The 17,521-nt window shown below is 45.2% G+C and carries 8 protein-coding genes; all 8 read left to right on the top strand.

Features of this window, described 5'->3' with window-relative positions; genetic code table 11:
- Positions 1-21: 21 nt before the first annotated feature.
- The 8 genes from FKV70_RS07090 to FKV70_RS07055 all read left to right on the top strand — a co-directional run bounded on the left by FKV70_RS07090 (position 22) and on the right by FKV70_RS07055 (position 17,409).
- Positions 22-8,916 carry a hybrid non-ribosomal peptide synthetase/type I polyketide synthase gene (locus tag FKV70_RS07090; protein WP_142612248.1) on the top strand — a complete coding sequence of 2,965 codons (8,895 nt, stop codon included), beginning with the start codon at positions 22-24 and terminating at the stop codon, positions 8,914-8,916.
- A 57-nt stretch (positions 8,917-8,973) separates the two neighbouring features.
- A complete protein-coding gene (locus FKV70_RS07085) occupies positions 8,974-9,840 on the top strand; it encodes an SDR family NAD(P)-dependent oxidoreductase (protein WP_063213692.1) in 867 nt (288 codons plus the stop codon).
- Between the two features lie 62 nt (positions 9,841-9,902).
- Positions 9,903-10,856, top strand: a complete 954-nt coding sequence (locus FKV70_RS07080; protein ID WP_142612246.1) for an acyltransferase domain-containing protein — start codon at positions 9,903-9,905, stop codon at positions 10,854-10,856.
- A gap of 31 nt (positions 10,857-10,887) precedes the next feature.
- A complete protein-coding gene (gene fabD, locus FKV70_RS07075) occupies positions 10,888-13,239 on the top strand; it encodes an ACP S-malonyltransferase (protein WP_142612279.1) in 2,352 nt (783 codons plus the stop codon).
- Positions 13,240-13,404: 165 nt separating this feature from the next.
- Complete coding sequence (gene aspS, locus FKV70_RS07070) at positions 13,405-15,174, top strand: aspartate--tRNA ligase (RefSeq protein ID WP_142612244.1); 1,770 nt, start codon at positions 13,405-13,407, stop codon at positions 15,172-15,174.
- Between the two features lie 205 nt (positions 15,175-15,379).
- Entirely contained in the window at positions 15,380-16,042 is a 663-nt protein-coding gene (locus FKV70_RS07065; protein WP_142612242.1) for an S-layer homology domain-containing protein, read from the top strand.
- Between the two features lie 259 nt (positions 16,043-16,301).
- Positions 16,302-16,970, top strand: coding sequence for a uracil-DNA glycosylase (locus FKV70_RS07060; RefSeq protein ID WP_063213687.1), 669 nt, complete (start codon positions 16,302-16,304; stop codon positions 16,968-16,970).
- A gap of 16 nt (positions 16,971-16,986) precedes the next feature.
- Positions 16,987-17,409 (top strand): YolD-like family protein, encoded by a 423-nt coding sequence (locus FKV70_RS07055; RefSeq protein ID WP_142612240.1) that lies wholly within the window; start codon positions 16,987-16,989, stop codon positions 17,407-17,409.
- The last annotated feature ends 112 nt before the right edge of the window (positions 17,410-17,521 follow it).

The following is a 17,521-nucleotide window of genomic DNA, read 5'->3' as shown; positions in this document are numbered from 1 at the left end:
CATGCTGGGAGGCAATCGAAGATGAAGGACTTTTTTCAAACTATTCTGGGCGAGGTAAAAAGCGGACGGATGCAGAAAGAGGAGGCTATCTTCAGAATACGCCAACTGCAAGCTCAAATGACTTCAAATGGGACCCTGCAAAGCCAAGCAGGGTCTCCGGCCGAAGTGATGGCGGATACAGGAGTTCTTATGCTTGAGCCTTCATGGAAAGAGCAAGCTGCACTCCAAAAAGCGACCCTTCTTGAATGTAGTCAACATCTGGTGGTGCTTTGCGAACTGGATCATATCTCGGAGCGAAGCATTGAAGAGCTCATAAAAGGAACCCGATGTATCAAGCTCCATGCCGATAAAACCGGCATGGACGAACGCTTTCAGGGCTATGCCCTTCAACTGCTTGCAGAAGTGCAAATGATCCTCAAAAAGAACCTGAAAGGCAGCGTGTTGGTGCAGCTTGCTGCTTCCTCACAAAGCGGGCAGCAGCTCTTCGCTGGGCTTTTGGGATTACTGCAAACAGCCGAAAAAGAAAACCCAAAAATTGTAGGGCAATTCATTGAATTGGAAGCTATAGGTTTGGAAGAGATCATTAAGAAATTAAACGAGAACAGCCTATACCCCAAAGACAAAAGGATACGGTATGAGAACGGTAAACGCTTGGTTCTCCGCTGGAACGAGATGAAAGCCCCTGAAACTCCGGGAAGAGTGCCCTGGAAGGATCGGGGGATTTATTTGATTACGGGCGGTGCAGGAGGATTAGGGTTTGTTTTTGCGAGAGATATCGCCCGGCGAGTCCAAGAAGCTACGCTAGTCCTTGCAGGACGTTCAAGGCTTGACGAAGGCAAACAGGTCATATTGGAGGAATTAAAAACGCTGGGAGCCTTCGTAGAATACAAACAAGTGGACGTATCCCGAAAGGAAGAGGTCTCGCAACTGATTCTGAAGATCCGTGCGGAGCATGGGGGGATTGATGGCATCCTCCATAGTGCCGGAGTGATACAGGATCGCTTTATGATTCATAAGACGCAGGAAGAGTTCAAGGAAGTAATAGCGCCGAAAGTAGCCGGATTGGTCAACCTGGATCAGGCGACGAAGGAGCTAGACCTTGATTTCTTTATTTTCTTCTCTTCCATCGCAGGGATTATGGGTAACCCGGGTCAGGCCGACTATGCCGCAGCGAATGCATTTATGGATGCCTATGCCATATATCGAAACAGCCTCGTCTCTTCCAAGGAGCGCAAAGGACAGACGTTGTCTATCAATTGGCCGCTCTGGAAGGATGGAGGAATGCATGCGGATGCTGAAACGGAGAAGGTCTGGCAAAGTATTGGCATGATGGCCATGCAAACTTCAAACGGTGTCAAGGCTTTATATGATTGCCTGGCCTCTGGCCAGAAGCAGGTGCTGGTGCTAGAGGGGGATATGACCAGATTGCGGAAGCATCTATTGGAGCCTCAGCCACAGGAGAACGTGTACGTTGAAGAAACAGCTTCTTTATCGATTAATCCCGAACTGCTTCTGGAAAAAACCTTGCACCAGCTTAAAGTATTGTTTGGAGAAGTGACCAAGCTGAGCCTTGAAAAGATTGACGTCAGTGAGCCTTTGGAGAGCTACGGCATAGACTCCATCATGATTACAAGGCTCAACCAAAAGCTTCAGGGAGTTTTTGGTGAAATTTCAATGACCCTATTTTTTGAATATCAGACGTTGGAAGCGGTAGCGGAATATTTTATTGCTGATTACTATGAGGAATGCGTACGGTGGACAGGACTTGGAAGACGGCTGAAGCCGGAAGAAAACTTCGTCCCTGTATCCTTGCATACTGATAGCGAATGGTCATTGCCAACTTTGCCAAAAGAAGAAAGCCAATCTGTCAGCAGCGCACCTATAGACACAGGCAGTGCGAAACAGGAGCCAATAGCCATTATTGGTATGAGCGGACGATTTCCACAAGCAAAAAATATGGAAGAATACTGGAGCAATTTACAAGAGGGGAAAGATTGTATTACAGAAATTCCCGCGGATCGCTGGAAGAAGGAAGGATTTTACTCTCCTGACATGAAGGAAGCTATCGAGAAGGGCAAAAGCTATATCCAATCTGGAGGGTTTGTGGAGGATTTTGCAGATTTTGATCCTCTTTTCTTCAATATATCTCCGCGGGAAGCAATGAGTATGGACCCTCAGGAACGAATATTCCTGGAAGAATGCTGGAAGGCTTTTGAGGATGCTGGATATAGCAGAGATCAGCTTGCAGCGCAATATAATGGACGAATTGGCGTCTTTGCAGGCATTACCGCAACAGGCTTCAATTTATACGGACCCAAGCTGTGGGAGCAAGGCAAACCCATCTTTCCTCGTACATCCTTCAGTTCGGTAGCAAACCGAATATCGTATCTCTTGAATCTGAAGGGGCCGAGCTTTTCGGTCGATACCATGTGCTCATCGTCATTAACTGCAATCCATGAAGCCTGCGAGCATATTCATAACGGAGATTGCGAGATTGCCATTGCAGGTGGAGTTAACTTATATCTTCATCCTTCCAACTATGTTTTTCTAAGCACAATGCGAATGCTATCGCCAGAAGGGCGATGCAAGAGCTTTGGCGAAGGAGGGAATGGGTTTGTCCCAGGCGAAGGTGCGGGCGTAGTGCTGCTTAAACCTTTATCTCGGGCCATTGCCGACAAGGACCATATTTATGCAGTTATTCGGGCAACCAGTATCAATCATGGTGGAAAAACGAACGGATATACCGTTCCTAATCCGGTAGCACAAGGAGAATTGATCCGAGAAGCGCTGGATAAAGCAGGTGTTAATGCTCGAACAGTCAGTTATATTGAAGCTCACGGAACAGGGACCGAGCTTGGTGATCCCATTGAAATTACTGGTCTTACCCAGGCTTTCAGGAAAGACACACAGGATACAGGCTTTTGTGCGATTGGCTCTGTAAAATCAAACATAGGCCATTTGGAGGCAGCCGCAGGGATTGCGGGTGTCGCTAAAATTATTCTGCAAATGAAAAACCGGAAAATGGTCCCAAGTCTGCATGCCAAAGTATTGAACCCTAATATAAATTTTGCCAAAACGCCATTTACAGTCCAGCAGGGACTTGCTGAATGGAAGCGTCCGATTCTGGAGGAAAACGGCGAGCAACGGGAATACCCGAGAATTGCAGGAATATCTTCCTTCGGAGCCGGAGGGTCTAATGCCCATATCGTTCTTGAAGAATACATTTCAGCACAAAAGGCTCCCTCTACTCCGCAAAGGCCGGTTGTCATTGTATTGTCGGCTAAAAGTGATGAAGCATTGAAAGAGCAGGCTGTTCAATTGACTGCTGCAATTGAAACAAATAGCTTCTCAGATACCGACCTGGTAAATGCAGCCTACACCTTGCAGATAGGACGTGAGGCGATGGATGAGCGCCTTGCCGTGGTCGTTCAGTCAGTGGAGGAACTTAGGAACAAGCTGGAGGAATTTATTGGAGGAAGCCGGAATATTGCACAGTTTTACCGGGGACAGGTCAAGCGGAACCAGGAGAGCTTGGATGTAGTTAAACAGGAAGAAGCGCTGGATGAATCCTCTGATGTCTGGAATCTAGCAGAGAAATACGGTAGGCTTTCGGAATTGTGGGTTAAGGGTATGCACGTTGACTGGAACAGACTTTACAGTGATGTCCAGCCTTTCCGCATCAGTTTGCCCACCTACCCCTTTGCTAGGGAACGCTACTGGATATCAGTGGATGAAGAAAAGCCCGCTAGCGTCGCTCCGCTATATCTACACCCTTTGCTGCATCACAACACTTCCGTTCTTTCTGAGCAAAGATTCAGCTCAACCTTTAACGGTCAGGAGTTTTATCTGAATAACTCCGTCGTTGACGGAAGACTGGTCCTGTCGGATGGGGCATGTCTTGAAATGGCACGGACAGCGGTCGAACAATCATTAACAGTACAGGAGAAGGGTCAGGCAGGTATCACACTTAAAGATATGGTATGGACACATGCTCCCGTCATAAGTGATCAGCCGGAAATACATATAGGACTCTTTCCGGGAGATCAGGGTGGAATTGACTTCAAAATTTATAGCACACGAACCGAAGCAGGAGATCCTGTTTTACACTGTGAGGGAAGTGCCGAGCTGGAGACTTTAAATAGAGCGGAATCATTAGATATTCAGGCTTTGCAGATGGAGTGCATTGATCACATTTCACCTGGGGGAGACGAAAAAGCACAGCGATTGGTTGAAGCCAACTACGGTTCGGAATTCCAGTCCGCTGAGCAAGTTTATATAGGTCATGGATTGGTGTTGGCCAAGCTATCACTGCCTTCCGGTATTGCGAATACTGGAGGGCTGTTTGTTTTGCATCCTTACATGACAAGTGCTGCTCTGCAAATGCCGTTATACCTGCTTTCGAATGACGAAAATATTATGCGGCTCACTGGCATCGGCTCCTCGAAAAAAAAACTGCCAACTGCGATGGATAGGCTTGAAATATTTCAAGAATGTCCGAGCGAAATGTGGGCGCTGGTTCGGTATGAAAGAAGATACGATACGAATGATAAGGCACTCAAGTATGACATTGATTTGTGCGACGAGGCAGGCAGCATCTGTGCGCGTATGAAAGGGGTGTCTTACAAGGAAGCTGAGGCTTGTGAGAAACCGCTTGGTGCAATGATGCTTCAACCCTTCTGGAAAGAACAGGCGGCTAATGAGGAAACCATAGCAACCATTTACGAACGGCATGTGGTCATACTTTGTGAGACAGATGCCATAGCTGCGCTACATGTCGAGGCCTCCTTGACAGATGTGGAATGTATCACCCTGCAAGCCCGCATGGAGAAGGTCGAAGGACGCTTTGAAACATATGCCGTTCAGGTTTTTGAGAAAATACAAGGCATCCTGATTAACAAGCCAAAGGGAAAAGTGCTGGTACAAATTGTAATGATGTCTGAAAATGAAAAGCTACTTTTCTCCGGGCTGTGCGGCATACTCAAAACGGCCCATAAGGAAAATCCAAAGTTCTACGGGCAACTGATTGAAGTAGGGGAAATGGAAAAAAATGAAAGGCTCATTGAAATATTAAGATCGAGCAGTCGGCGTCCAGAGGATAGCCGCATCCGGTTTGTAGAAGGTAAACGTTGGATTCCCGCCTGGAACAAGCTTGAAATGCCAGCGTCACCACAAATTCCATGGAAAAATCATGGGGTTTATCTGCTTACTGGAGGTGCCAAGGGCTTGGGTCTTATTTTTGCCAAAGAAATTGCACGTCAGACCAGGGAAGTAACCTTGATTTTGACTGGTCGGTCTCTGCTGACCGAGGACAAGCTGGCCCCATTGGAAGAATTGAAGGCTTTAGGTGCCACGGTGGAATACAGACAGGTGGATGTCACGCAGAAGGAAGCGGTCGTTGGTCTGATGGAGGACATCCAAATGGCATACGGCGGAATTAACGGGATTCTGCACAGTGCTGGAATTATCAAAGATAACTATATCATCAAAAAGACGAGCGCAGAATTCAGGGAAGTATTGGCGCCGAAGGTGGCCGGACTAGCAAATTTGGATCAGGCCAGTAAGGACATGCCCCTAGACTTCTTTATCCTTTTTTCATCAGCTGCAGGAGTGGGCGGAAATGCAGGTCAGTCTGACTATGCTACCGCGAATGCCTTCATGGATGCCTATGCTTGGTATCGTAATACCTTGGTATCCTCCTGGGAGCGTATGGGAAAAACGCTGTCAATCAATTGGCCGTTATGGAAAGAGGGTGGAATGCAGCCTGATCAGGAGACGGAGAAGGCCTTGCAAAATGTAGGCATGTATGCGATGAGGACAGAGACTGGTATTCGTGCGCTTTATCAAAGTATAGCCTGTATATCGAATCAAGCGATGGTGGTAGAAGGAGACATTGAGCTGATCAGCAGAATGATGATTATGGAAGAACAGCTTGAAGAAAGCGGAGAAGCAGTCCGGGATCAGAGAATCGGATCAGAAGACAACATCGTTCCTTTCTCAGCAAATAAGGCAGTGTCCGTCCAAGATGAACATCTGTTGCGTGAAAAGACGGCCCATTATTTGAAGACTTTGCTGTCTTCGTCAATTGAACTGCCTGCATATCGAATCGAAGAGGATACGCCGTTGGAAAATTACGGGGTGGATTCTATCAAGTCTATGGAACTGACTGACCAGTTGGAGAAAACGTTCGATCAGGTGTCGAAGACGATATTTTTTGAATATCCGAATATTCGGAGCTTAACCGAGTATTTTCTGAAATCTCACCTAGACGAACTAATCGCTCTGTTTGGTCTGGAGCAGGCAGTAACTGTAGGTGTAAAAGCCGCCACCGCTACGACAGCAATTGATACAGAACTTCGACCAGGAGAAGAACAGTTGCGTGATCAGGTGACAAGTTATCTAAAAAGATTGCTTTCCTCATCCACTGGACTGCCAGAACAGCGCATCGAAGAGGACAAAAACCTGGAAAACTATGGAGTTGACTCCATAAAGTCTATGGAAATAACCGATCAGTTGGAAGAAACGTTTGGATCATTATCCAGAACCTTATTGTTTGAATATCCGAATATCCAGAGTTTAACAGAGTACTTCCTGGAATCCCACCGAGACGAAATCAGCACTTTGTTTAGTCTGGAGCAGGTAGCGACTGTAAGTGCAAAAGCTGATATGGCTTCTATAGCCAATGATACAGAACCCCGATCAGGAGAAGAGTGGCTGCGTGATCAGGTGAGTAATTATCTAAAAGGCCTGCTTTCTTCATCTATCGGACTGCCAGAACAGCGTATCGAAGAGGACAAAAACCTGGAAAACTATGGGGTTGACTCTATAAAGTCTATGGAATTAACCGATCAGTTGGAAGAAACGTTTGGATCACTGTCCAGAACCTTACTGTTTGAATATCCGAATATCCAGAGTTTAACGGAGTACTTCCTGGAATCTCACCGAGACGAATTAAATGCTTTGTTTGGAGCTGAACAGGAGCTAGTCACGGCAACCAGCACAAAATCCATGGGCATCGTAGAACATGCAAAAGCGCCCTCTCCGGTATTTCGGCACTCACCCATTCCGTCAGTGCGAGTAGAGCCTAAAGAGGAGGCAAGAGAAACAGGAGCGATGGACATTGCTGTCATTGGGGTGTCCGGAAAATATCCCGGGGCGGAAAATATTCATGAATTCTGGAGAAATCTCCAAGAGGGCAAAGACTGCATTACCGAAGTTCCTAAAGATCGCTGGGATCACGAACTTTACTTTGATAAAGAAAGAAATAAACCGGGAAAAACCTACTGCAAATGGGGGGGCTTCCTAAACCGAATACATCCGTTGGATTCTTCTTTCTTTCACCTGACTCCTCATGAGGTGAGTTTGATGGACCCAATGGAACAGCTTTTCCTGGAAACGATCTGGAGCTTGCTGGAAAGCGCGGGGTATACGCGAGAAGTACTACAGAAAAAACACCAGTCTAAGGTTGGGGTCTACGTGGGTGCTACGTATCACAAATATTGCACCTGTGATACGGATACAGATACAGATGCCCACCGGGTCACATCCTTTGGTTCTGTTGCTGTCGCCAATCCCATGTCGCATTATTTCAATTTCCAGGGTCCGAGCATATCCATTGATACAATGAGCTCTTCCTCTGCTGTGGCTGTCCATATGGCATGTGAAAGCCTGTTCAGAGGAGAGTGCCAAATCGCAGTCGCTGGGGGGGGGAATCTGTTGACAAGCCCCAAAAAGTATATTGAATCCAGCCAGAACCAATTGATCGGAAGCCATGAAGATAGCCGAAGCTTTGCAGATGGAGACGGGTATCTTCCCGCTGAAGGTGTTGGGGCAGTTCTCTTAAAGCCGCTTCATAAGGCAGAACAGGATGGGGACTGCATTTTAGCAGTGATCAAATCTACGGCAACCAATCATGGAGGACACAGCAATGGGTATACGGTTCCGAATCCCAATGCACAGGCACAGCTTGTTGAAGAGAACTTTTTGAAAGCTGGCATTCACCCCCGGACGGTCAGCTATGTAGAGGCAGCAGCCAATGGATCTACATTAGGAGACCCGATTGAGTTAGTCGCCTTGAAAAAATCATTCCAGAAATTTACGGACGAGCAGCACTTTTGTGCCATGGGATCGGTTAAATCCAATATAGGCCATGCAGAAGCGGCCTCGGGTATATCGCAGTTGACCAAGACCATATTGCAATTGTGGCATCGAAAGCTGGTTCCCACTATTAAAGCGGAGAAGCTGAATCCCAATCTTACTTTCAGCAATACCCCATTTTATCTGCAGCGGGAGCTTCAGGAATGGAAGCGGCCTGTAATAGAGCTCGAAGGAGAAGAGAGGGAATGCCCGCTGCGGGCAACGGTAAGCTCCTTCGGTGCTGGTGGATCTAATGTTCATTTTATTCTGGAAGAATACATCCCTTCGCCAAAAGAAGCTGTCCAGCTACAAGTTGCAGATCAGACCGAAGTTGTGGTTCTCTCAGACATAAACTGGGAGCGTCTGAAGGCTTTCGCGAGTCAATTACTCGAATATGTGGAGCGGCAGAATGAGCTTTCCTTACATGATATTGCTTTCACACTTCAGACAGGCCGTGAAGCGATGAAGTGCCGGACGGCAATCGTAGCGAGCTCACGGGAAGAGCTGCTCACGGGTCTAAGACAGCTTATCGAAACAGTCGGCATGGGCAACGAGCCGGGAGGAGCAGCTATTCCAATCTTTATCGGGGAAGGCGGAGAAGACACAAATACAAGCGCACTTCTTTCAGGAAAAGTAGGCGAGAAAGTTTCTCAAATTCTTCTAGAGGAGAGAAATCTGGAAAATATCGCGATGTACTGGACCCAGGGAGGCAGAATTAGGTGGGAGGTGCTTCACGAGGGACAAGCTGTTCGCAGAATTCTCTTACCCACATCTCCGTTCTGAGCTAAATGGAGAAGCCAAACACGATCTGACGAAAATATGAATATTTCGGAGGTAAACATGAGGGAGTTTAAAGGTAAGGTAGCCGTGATTACGGGAGCTGCCAGCGGAATTGGCCGAGCTATTGCAGACCGATGTGTCAAAGAAGGAATGAAGGTCGTTCTGGCGGATATTGAGGAGGGGGCTCTTCTAAGGACTGAACGAGAATTAAAAGAAATGGGTGCAGCTACCCTGTCCGTCATGACCGATATTTCCAAAGAAGCTGATATCCGTTTATTAGCGCAAAAAACAATTCAGACCTTTGGCGCTGTACATCTTTTATTCAATAATGCAGGTGTGGATGCTGGCACAGGCCGCTTATTATGGGAAAATACTGTGGCAGATTGGCAGTGGGTCATCAACGTAAACATTTGGGGAATTCTGTTTGCTACCGAATTTTTTGTTCCTATTATGCTGAAACAAAAAACTCCATGCCATATTGTAAATACAGCATCGATTGCCGGTCTGCTGTCCGGTCCTGGCAATGGAATATATAGCGCATCAAAGCATGCTGTTTTAAGTCTGTCTGAAACGTTATACCAAGAGCTTAGACTGATCGGTTCTAATGTGGGAGTGTCGGTTGTATGTCCGGGATTCGTCCGTACTCAAATTATGGATGCAGAGCGGAACCGCCCGACAGAGCTACGTGGGAGCGGAAATCTTCCACCAGAAAGACAAGTTATTACCGAATTGGCTCGTAAGGCTGTCCAAAATGGAATACATCCAGAGGATGTGGCCCATCAGATTTTTGAGGGTATCCGAAAAGGTCAGTTATATATCATCACAGAACCGAAATTTAAACCTGCAATCAAGCAGCATATGGAGAATGTCCTTAACGAAAGTAATCCTACGGCATCCCAAATGCAATTAGTGCGCAATTTGTTGTGACTATAAATAATAGAAGAAATGCTTAGGCAAGTCTGATTAAATACGTTGTGGGGGATGTTCGGATGAACAGATCGGTGGTTTTTATGTTTTCAGGCCAGGGTTCACAATACTACGGCATGGGAAGGGAATTATATATGTCCAACCCGGTTTTCCGAACATGGATGACCAGGTTGGATGACATTCATACGGATATTACAGGCAGGTCTGTATTAAAAACGCTGTACGATGACACGCATCGCAGGGCAGAAGAGTTCGACACCCTGCTAGATACTCACCCTGCAATTTTTATGGTTGAATATGCTCTCACACAGGTGCTATTAGAAAAAGGAATTTATCCTGATTATGTGCTAGGTTCTAGTCTTGGGGAGTATGCGTCTGTTGCTGTGGCCGACTGCATGAGTTATGAGGACACTCTTCAATGCATTATCAAGCAAGCACGGCTTGTGGAGGCCTATTGTCCTGAAGGGGGCATGATGGCCATCATTGGCGATCCTGGTCTGTACGACAAAGCATCCATATTGAATACCAACTCAGAACTGGCTTCCATCAACTTTGATTCGCATTTTGTTATTTCAGGCAGCTGCGAGGGTCTGACAGAGATTGAACACTATTTGAAAGCAAATGGACTGATCTATCAAAGGCTGCCAGTTCACTATGCTTTTCACGCTTCTTTAATGGACCCTATTGCATTGGAATATATGGCGTTCTTGAAGCTCAAGACCATAAGAAGCCCGAGAATAAATGTGGTTTCATCTATGTATGGCGAGAAGGCCACTGGGCTTGACAGCCATTTTCTTTGGGATATTACTAGAAAGCCTATCCAATTTCAGAGCGCTCTAAAGTGTTTGGGTGATAGGGACGGGGTTGTTTATATCGATCTTGGCCCCTCAGGCACGCTTGCTAATTTTGTAAAGTATAATTTTGGCCCTCAGAAAAAGGCAAGCGTTTGTTCTGTCCTCTCTCCTTTTCAACAAGATATTAAAAATTTGGATCGTCTGTTCGAAATGTTTGACTAATATACATCCACTACTAACAAGGAGGAAATCTATGATTGCATATCTGTTCCCTGGACAAGGAGCTCAAGTGAAAGGTATGGGCGAAGGACTGTTTGATGAATTTCCAGCATTGGTTGCCAAAGCGGATGCAGTTCTTGGTTATTCTATTCAGAAGCTGTGCCTTGAAGACCCTGCCAAGCAACTCGGACAAACGGATTTTACCCAGCCGGCGTTATTTGTCGTAAATGCTTTAAGTTACCTAAAAAAAATAAGAGAGACCGGAAGGAAACCCGACTATGTTGCAGGACATAGCCTGGGTGAATATAATGCCTTATTTGCCGCAGAAGCGTTTGACTTTGAAACTGGCTTGAAGCTGGTCCAAAAAAGAGGAGAGCTGATGGCTCGGGCTGCTGGCGGCGGAATGGCGGCAGTCTTAGGCTTAAAAGAAGAAGTGTTTCGGGAAGTAATGGAGAAAAATAAATTAATTGAGCTCGATGTTGCCAACTTTAATTCACCCAGCCAGATAGTCATTTCAGGGCCAAAGGACATGATCGAGCAAGTGAAACCAATTTTTGAAGATGCAGGAGCCAGAAATTATGTGGTGTTGAATGTAAGTGGAGCATTTCACTCCAGATATATGGAAAATGCCAGACAGAAATTTGAGGCTTATGCGGCGTCATTTGAATTCTCGAAAATCAAAATACCCGTTATTTCAAATGTCCACGCCAGACCCTACAAGCAGCAGGATTTAAGAAGCACGCTGATCAACCAGATTGTGAGTCCGGTCAAGTGGTCGGAAAGTATACGGTATCTGATGGGTAAAAGGATAACCCAATTTATTCAGATCGGGCCTGGAAATGTCGTGGCAGGATTGGTTAATGCCATACAACGAGAAGCAGAGCCCTTGATCCTGACGGAAGCCGAAGACCGGACCGAGCAGGTAGGGGAGGGAATGTCCAAGGAAACGTTGGGAAGTGATGATTCAACATCTGTAAAGCAACAGGTCCCCTTACCAAAACCTGAGCATGACGTACCGGCATCTGGCAAACGATTTACGGCGGAGTCTCTTGGTCATAGCGAATTCAAACAAGATTACGGCATTAAGTATGCATATCTTATAGGTTCTATGTATAAGGGTATCTCTTCAAAAGAGATGGTCGTAAAAGCAGGAAAGGCAGGTATGATGGGCTTTTTTGGAGCAGGGGGAGTGAAGATGGATGCTCTGGAGGAAGCTATTAAATATATTCAAAAGGAATTGAACCGTGGCGAAGCCTATGGAATGAATCTCATTCATGTGCCAGATCACCCAGACATAGAAAATAACATCGTTGATTTGTACATAAAATACGGTGTTAGAAATATTGAAGCCTCTGCGTTTATGAGTATTACGCCTTCTTTGGTAAGGTACAGGCTGAAGGGACTGAGACGGAATGAAAAGGGAAGCGTAACGCCACAGAACAGAATAATAGCGAAAGTATCCAGGCCCGAGGTGGTTGAAGCCTTCCTGAGTCCTGCGCCTCAGAATATTATAAATAAGCTGCTGGCGGAAAATAGGATTAGCCGGGAAGAAGCGATGATGGGCATGGAAATTCCAATGGTAGATGATCTATGCGTCGAGGCTGACTCAGGCGGGCATACCGACCATGCAGTTGCATATGTATTGGTTCCGCTAATGCTCCAGATGAGAGATGAAGCGATCCGAAAGTATAAATACAACAAAAGCATAAGGGTAGGGGCAGCCGGAGGGATCGGGACTCCACAAGCTGCATCAGCGGCGTTTATATTAGGTGCTGATTTTATTATGACTGGTTCAATTAATCAGTGTACGGTTGAAGCAGGGACTAGTGATGAAGTAAAGGATTTGCTCCAGCAATTAAACATTCAGGATACGGACTACGCTCCAGCAGGGGATATGTTTGAAATGGGCGCAAAAGTTCAGGTTATGAAAAAAGGAGTCTTTTTTCCAGCGAGGGCCAATAAATTGTATGACCTTTACCGGAATTATAATTCCATAGATGAAATTGATAGAGAAACAAAACATTATATTGAAGAAAAATATTTTAAGAAGAGTATCGAACAGGTCTACGAAGATATTAAGGCTTATTACCCGCCAGAAATCATTGAAAAAGCTGAAAGAATCCCAAAACGGAAGATGGCCTTAATATTTAGATGGTACTTTACTTATTCTACCCGGCTTGCCATTAATGGGGACAAAAAGAACAGGGTCGATTATCAAGTACACTGTGGACCTGCCCTCGGCGCTTTTAATCAATGGGTGAAGGGGACAGCCCTTGAGAATTGGAAGAATAGACATGTTGACGATATAGGACAAAAAATAATGGCTGCGACTGCAGAGCACTTGAATGAAAGGTTCAAAGCTTTAACAGCTAGCCTTACAATCTAGTCGGATTCAAGGAAAAGCGAGAAGCTAATAATGAAATGTAGAACGTTCTAAAAATAAACCCATGGCCGGATTTATGAAAGATAAATTTACAATATCTGCAATCAGACCATGGGTTTCATTATTGAAGCCATGCAGATACTAGGGTAAAAGAAAGAGGGCGATTTCGTGCATAGGTATAGAACGCATAACTGTGGAGAGCTGGATCAAACGCATGTCGGGGAAATCGTAAAAATTGCAGGTTGGGTTAAAAATATGCGTAACCTTGGCGGGATTATATTTATTGACCTTAGGGATCATTATGGGGTTACGCAAATCGTTGTCTCTGATCCTAATGAATTAAAGGATTTTGTGTCCAAAATCAGTAGGGAATCAACCATCTCTGTTATAGGAACTGTGTGTCACAGGTCGAAAAGCACGATCAGTCCCCGTATGAAAACCGGGTATATTGAGGTCGTTGCCAGCGAGATAGAAGTGTTAGGGAAGGTCATAATTCCCTTGCCTTTTGAAGTATCTTCAGCACATGAAGCCCGAGAAGATTTAAGATTAAAGTATCGTTTTTTGGATCTGCGCAACGAAAAACTACACGATAATATTATACTTCGTTCTAAAGTCATTCAAAGTATTCGAAAAAAGATGATTGATTTGGATTTTTTAGAGATTCAGACACCGATTCTGACGAGTTCATCTCCAGAGGGCGCCAGAGACTATTTAGTTCCTAGTAGAGTACATCCAGGTCAATTTTATGCCTTGCCTCAGGCACCTCAACAATTCAAACAACTACTAATGGTCTCCGGCTTTGATAAATATTTTCAAATTGCTCCATGCTTTAGAGATGAGGATGCAAGGGCGGACAGATCACCTGGCGAATTTTATCAGTTAGATTTGGAAATGGCTTTTGCTACACAGGAAGATGTTTTTAATGTCGTTGAAAATATGATGTATGAGGTTTTTTCTGAATTTACAGATTATAAAATCTCAAAGCCTTTTAGTAGAATTCCCTATCAAGAAGCCATCCTCAAATACGGGAGCGATAAACCTGATTTAAGAAACCCGTTAATTATCCATGATGTTACAGAGCTTTTTACAGAGACTGATTTTAAAGTGTTCAAAAATAAAACGATAAGAGTTATTGCTGTTCCTGGTTGCGAAGGGCAGCCGAGAAGCTTTTACGACGATATCGTGAACTTTGCTATAGAGGCTGGAGCGAAAGGCCTTTCATGGATTAAGTTCAGTGCTGATATGTCTCTTGGCGGTTCGATTGCAAAATTTATTCCGGAGATGGTAAAAAACGAATTAATCCATGTGACGCAAGCTGGTCCGGGATATGCACTGTTTTTTGCTGCCGATGAGCTTGAAAATGTCGAAAAAATAGCCGGTGCTGTTCGGAATCAATTGGGCAAAAGCCTGGATTTGTTGGAAAAGGATACGTTTAAGTTTTGCTGGATTGTTGATTTCCCTATGTTTGAATTGGACCCTGTTACGCATAAAATAGAGTTTAGCCATAATCCGTTTTCGATGCCGCAAGGTGGTATGGGTGCACTGCTGAATATGAATCCTCTGGATATCCTGGCGTACCAATATGATATTGTATGTAATGGTATTGAGCTATCTTCGGGTGCTGTCCGTAACCACGATACAGAGATTATGGTAAAAGCTTTTGAGATTGCAGGTTATACATATGAAGAGATCAAGAGTAAATTTCCTGCACTCTTTAATGCTTTTCAGTTTGGACCACCTCCTCATGCAGGTATAGCACCGGGAATTGATAGGATTGTGATGATCATTGCAAATGAAACGAATATTCGAGAGGTTATTGCGTTTCCGATGAACAGTAAAGCACAGGATGTATTAATGGGAGCTCCTTCAGAGGTTACTGACAAACAATTGAGAGATGTTCATATAAAATTGGAAAATATTCAGCCACCAACAGAATAAACGGATTCAACAACATATTGAAAGCAAAGCTGAATCCAGCACGCAATTTAATCCGCTTGAGTGAGCTAAAAACTCTCCCTGCTAGAAGCAGAGGAGAGTTTTTTTATTTAGCTTACATAGTCTGCCGCAACCTTTTCAGCTTGAACCACGTCAAGGAAGTTGTAATGCCCAAGCGGCCTAATTCAACTACAAGGTGGAACTGAACATGAGCATGAGAAAAAGTGCAATCACAGCCCTTACGACTGTAGCTCTATTGTCCTTCTCAATTGGAGGTCATTTGTCTGCGGCAGCCAGTTTATTCAAGGATTTGGATCACGTAAGTGGTAAAGAAAAAATCATATCCCTTAAAGATCGGGGGTTACTTAAAGGTGCCTCTGACACGCAGTTTCTCCCCTCATCTAAAGTGACCGCTGCCCAAGGCATTCAGTTGATCTCGGGTGGACTTCAGCTCAGTTTGGCTGCCATTGATTTGAGCAAGGCTCCGCAGGCGAGTGGACTGTTCAGCCAGGTTAAAGATTCCGCATGGTACGCTAAAGCTTTTATCAACGCATATTATAACGGCGTAGACATTCCAAAAGATATCCATCCCAGCAAGGCTTTGACCAAGGAAGAGTTCACCCATATGTTGATTCAGGGTATGGAAAAAGCAGGTGTTCTCCCCATGATTAAAATCGCACCTGCGAATATTGCAGATGAAAGTGAGCTGGAGCCTTCTTACCAAGGTAGCATTCAACGCTCGTTAGTGTACAAGATCAACATCCTGGATGGGAATGGGCAGTTTCATCCGAAAAGTGAGATTACACGCGCCGAGGCTGCTGTTATGTTATATAATGCATTGGAATACCTGAAGGCTCATCCAAAATCGTAACAAATACAGCAATAAGGAGCTAGTTTCCGCGCGGTTATAAACACACATTTGCTTGACATCAATACCGTGAATGCTATAATAAGGAAATCGAATTTAGACCCCGCGGTAGCTGACTATCGTAAGAAAACTTTTCTGGTCCTTCGGCATAGAAACACAAGTAACGAATAAATAAGCTGGCTCCGGATGAGGGGTCAGCTTTATTTGTTTGTACAAAAGTTTACAGCTTTCACAGATTTACATATTGAGAGGAGACTGCGGTATGTTCGGGAATGACTGGGATGATGTACTACGAGAAGAGGTCGAAAAGCCTTACTTTAATGAATTAAGGTATACGTTAGCCCGAGAGTACAAGTTACATAAGGTATACCCTCCAAAAGAAGATTTGTTTTCAGCACTAAAATTAACGCCATATCATCTGACCAAAGCGGTTATATTGGGACAAGATCCATATCATGGAGAGGGACAAGCTCACGGATTGAGCTTTTCTGTTAGACCCGGTGTCCGTACACCGCCGTCTCTACAAAATATATACAAGGAGCTGCGCGACGATGTCGGCACTCCCATTCCGAATCAGGGATATCTCGTTCCTTGGGCTGAGCAAGGTGTGCTGCTGCTGAACAACGTGCTGACCGTGCGTGAAGGTCAACCGCAATCTCATCAGGGGATAGGATGGGAACGTTTCACGGATGCTGTTATTGAAGCGATTAATGAGCGTGAACAGCCGGCCGTGTTCATTTTGTGGGGGAGCCATGCTCAGAAAAAAGCCAGCTTCGTGGATACCAGCAAGCATTTGGTGCTGAAATCCGTTCATCCGAGTCCGTTGGCGGCTCATAGAGGTTTTTTTGGCAGCAAGCCTTTTTCGCGTACCAATGCATTTTTGCAGGAGCATGGAATGGAACCGATTCGGTGGGAGATTCCTAACCGCTAGCACGGGAGGTGTGGACATGCGTCAATGGAAGGGACGTCAGGTCATTTTATATTACGGCAACAACGGTCATACCCAGAAGGTGCGCGGCACACTTGAAAAATGGGATGATATCCGAAAATGCGTTATTTTAGGCCCGAAAATGCTGGCTTTTCCTTTTGAAAATATTACGCATATTACCATGCTTCCTCCGGGGCGTGAGCGTAAAAGCCGCCAGCCAGCGAGGCTGAACGCTTTCGGTTATGTCATGAACGTTCCATTACAGTTTGACAATGCCATTTATTTTCAGTCGGCGGTGACGATTTGGAGAGACGATCAACTGATTGCTTACAATGTAAAGCTGGTTAGTCACTCGGCAGACCGTGTGACGCTTGAGGATGGACGAACCTTATCCAAGGAAGGGCATTTGTTTGTAGTGAGGTCACTGCGTGGAGAGCTTTAACTGTTATAATTCACCTTTTTTTTGATGAAGGGTTCAATTTAGTTAGCTGCTTACCGATAAAGGATAATGGGATTGTTAATAATATCCTGTTTTATAGAATGAACCCAAGGGA

Origin of the sequence: Paenibacillus ottowii (genome assembly GCF_006874425.1) — a bacterium.
Classification (GTDB): Bacteria; Bacillota; Bacilli; order Paenibacillales; family Paenibacillaceae; genus Paenibacillus; species Paenibacillus ottowii.
This window is presented reverse-complemented; position numbering and strand designations above follow the sequence as displayed.

Excerpts from the sequence above, each read along its gene's own strand:
- FKV70_RS07090 (WP_142612248.1), top strand. The coding sequence starts at position 22 with ATGAAGGACTTTTTTCAAACTATTCTGGGCGAGGTAAAAAGCGGACGG.
- FKV70_RS07085 (WP_063213692.1), top strand. The coding sequence starts at position 8,974 with ATGAGGGAGTTTAAAGGTAAGGTAGCCGTGATTACGGGAGCTGCCAGC.
- FKV70_RS07080 (WP_142612246.1), top strand. The coding sequence starts at position 9,903 with ATGAACAGATCGGTGGTTTTTATGTTTTCAGGCCAGGGTTCACAATAC.
- fabD (WP_142612279.1), top strand. The coding sequence starts at position 10,888 with ATGATTGCATATCTGTTCCCTGGACAAGGAGCTCAAGTGAAAGGTATG.
- FKV70_RS07065 (WP_142612242.1), top strand. The coding sequence starts at position 15,380 with ATGAGCATGAGAAAAAGTGCAATCACAGCCCTTACGACTGTAGCTCTA.
- FKV70_RS07060 (WP_063213687.1), top strand. The coding sequence starts at position 16,302 with ATGTTCGGGAATGACTGGGATGATGTACTACGAGAAGAGGTCGAAAAG.
- FKV70_RS07055 (WP_142612240.1), top strand. The coding sequence starts at position 16,987 with ATGCGTCAATGGAAGGGACGTCAGGTCATTTTATATTACGGCAACAAC.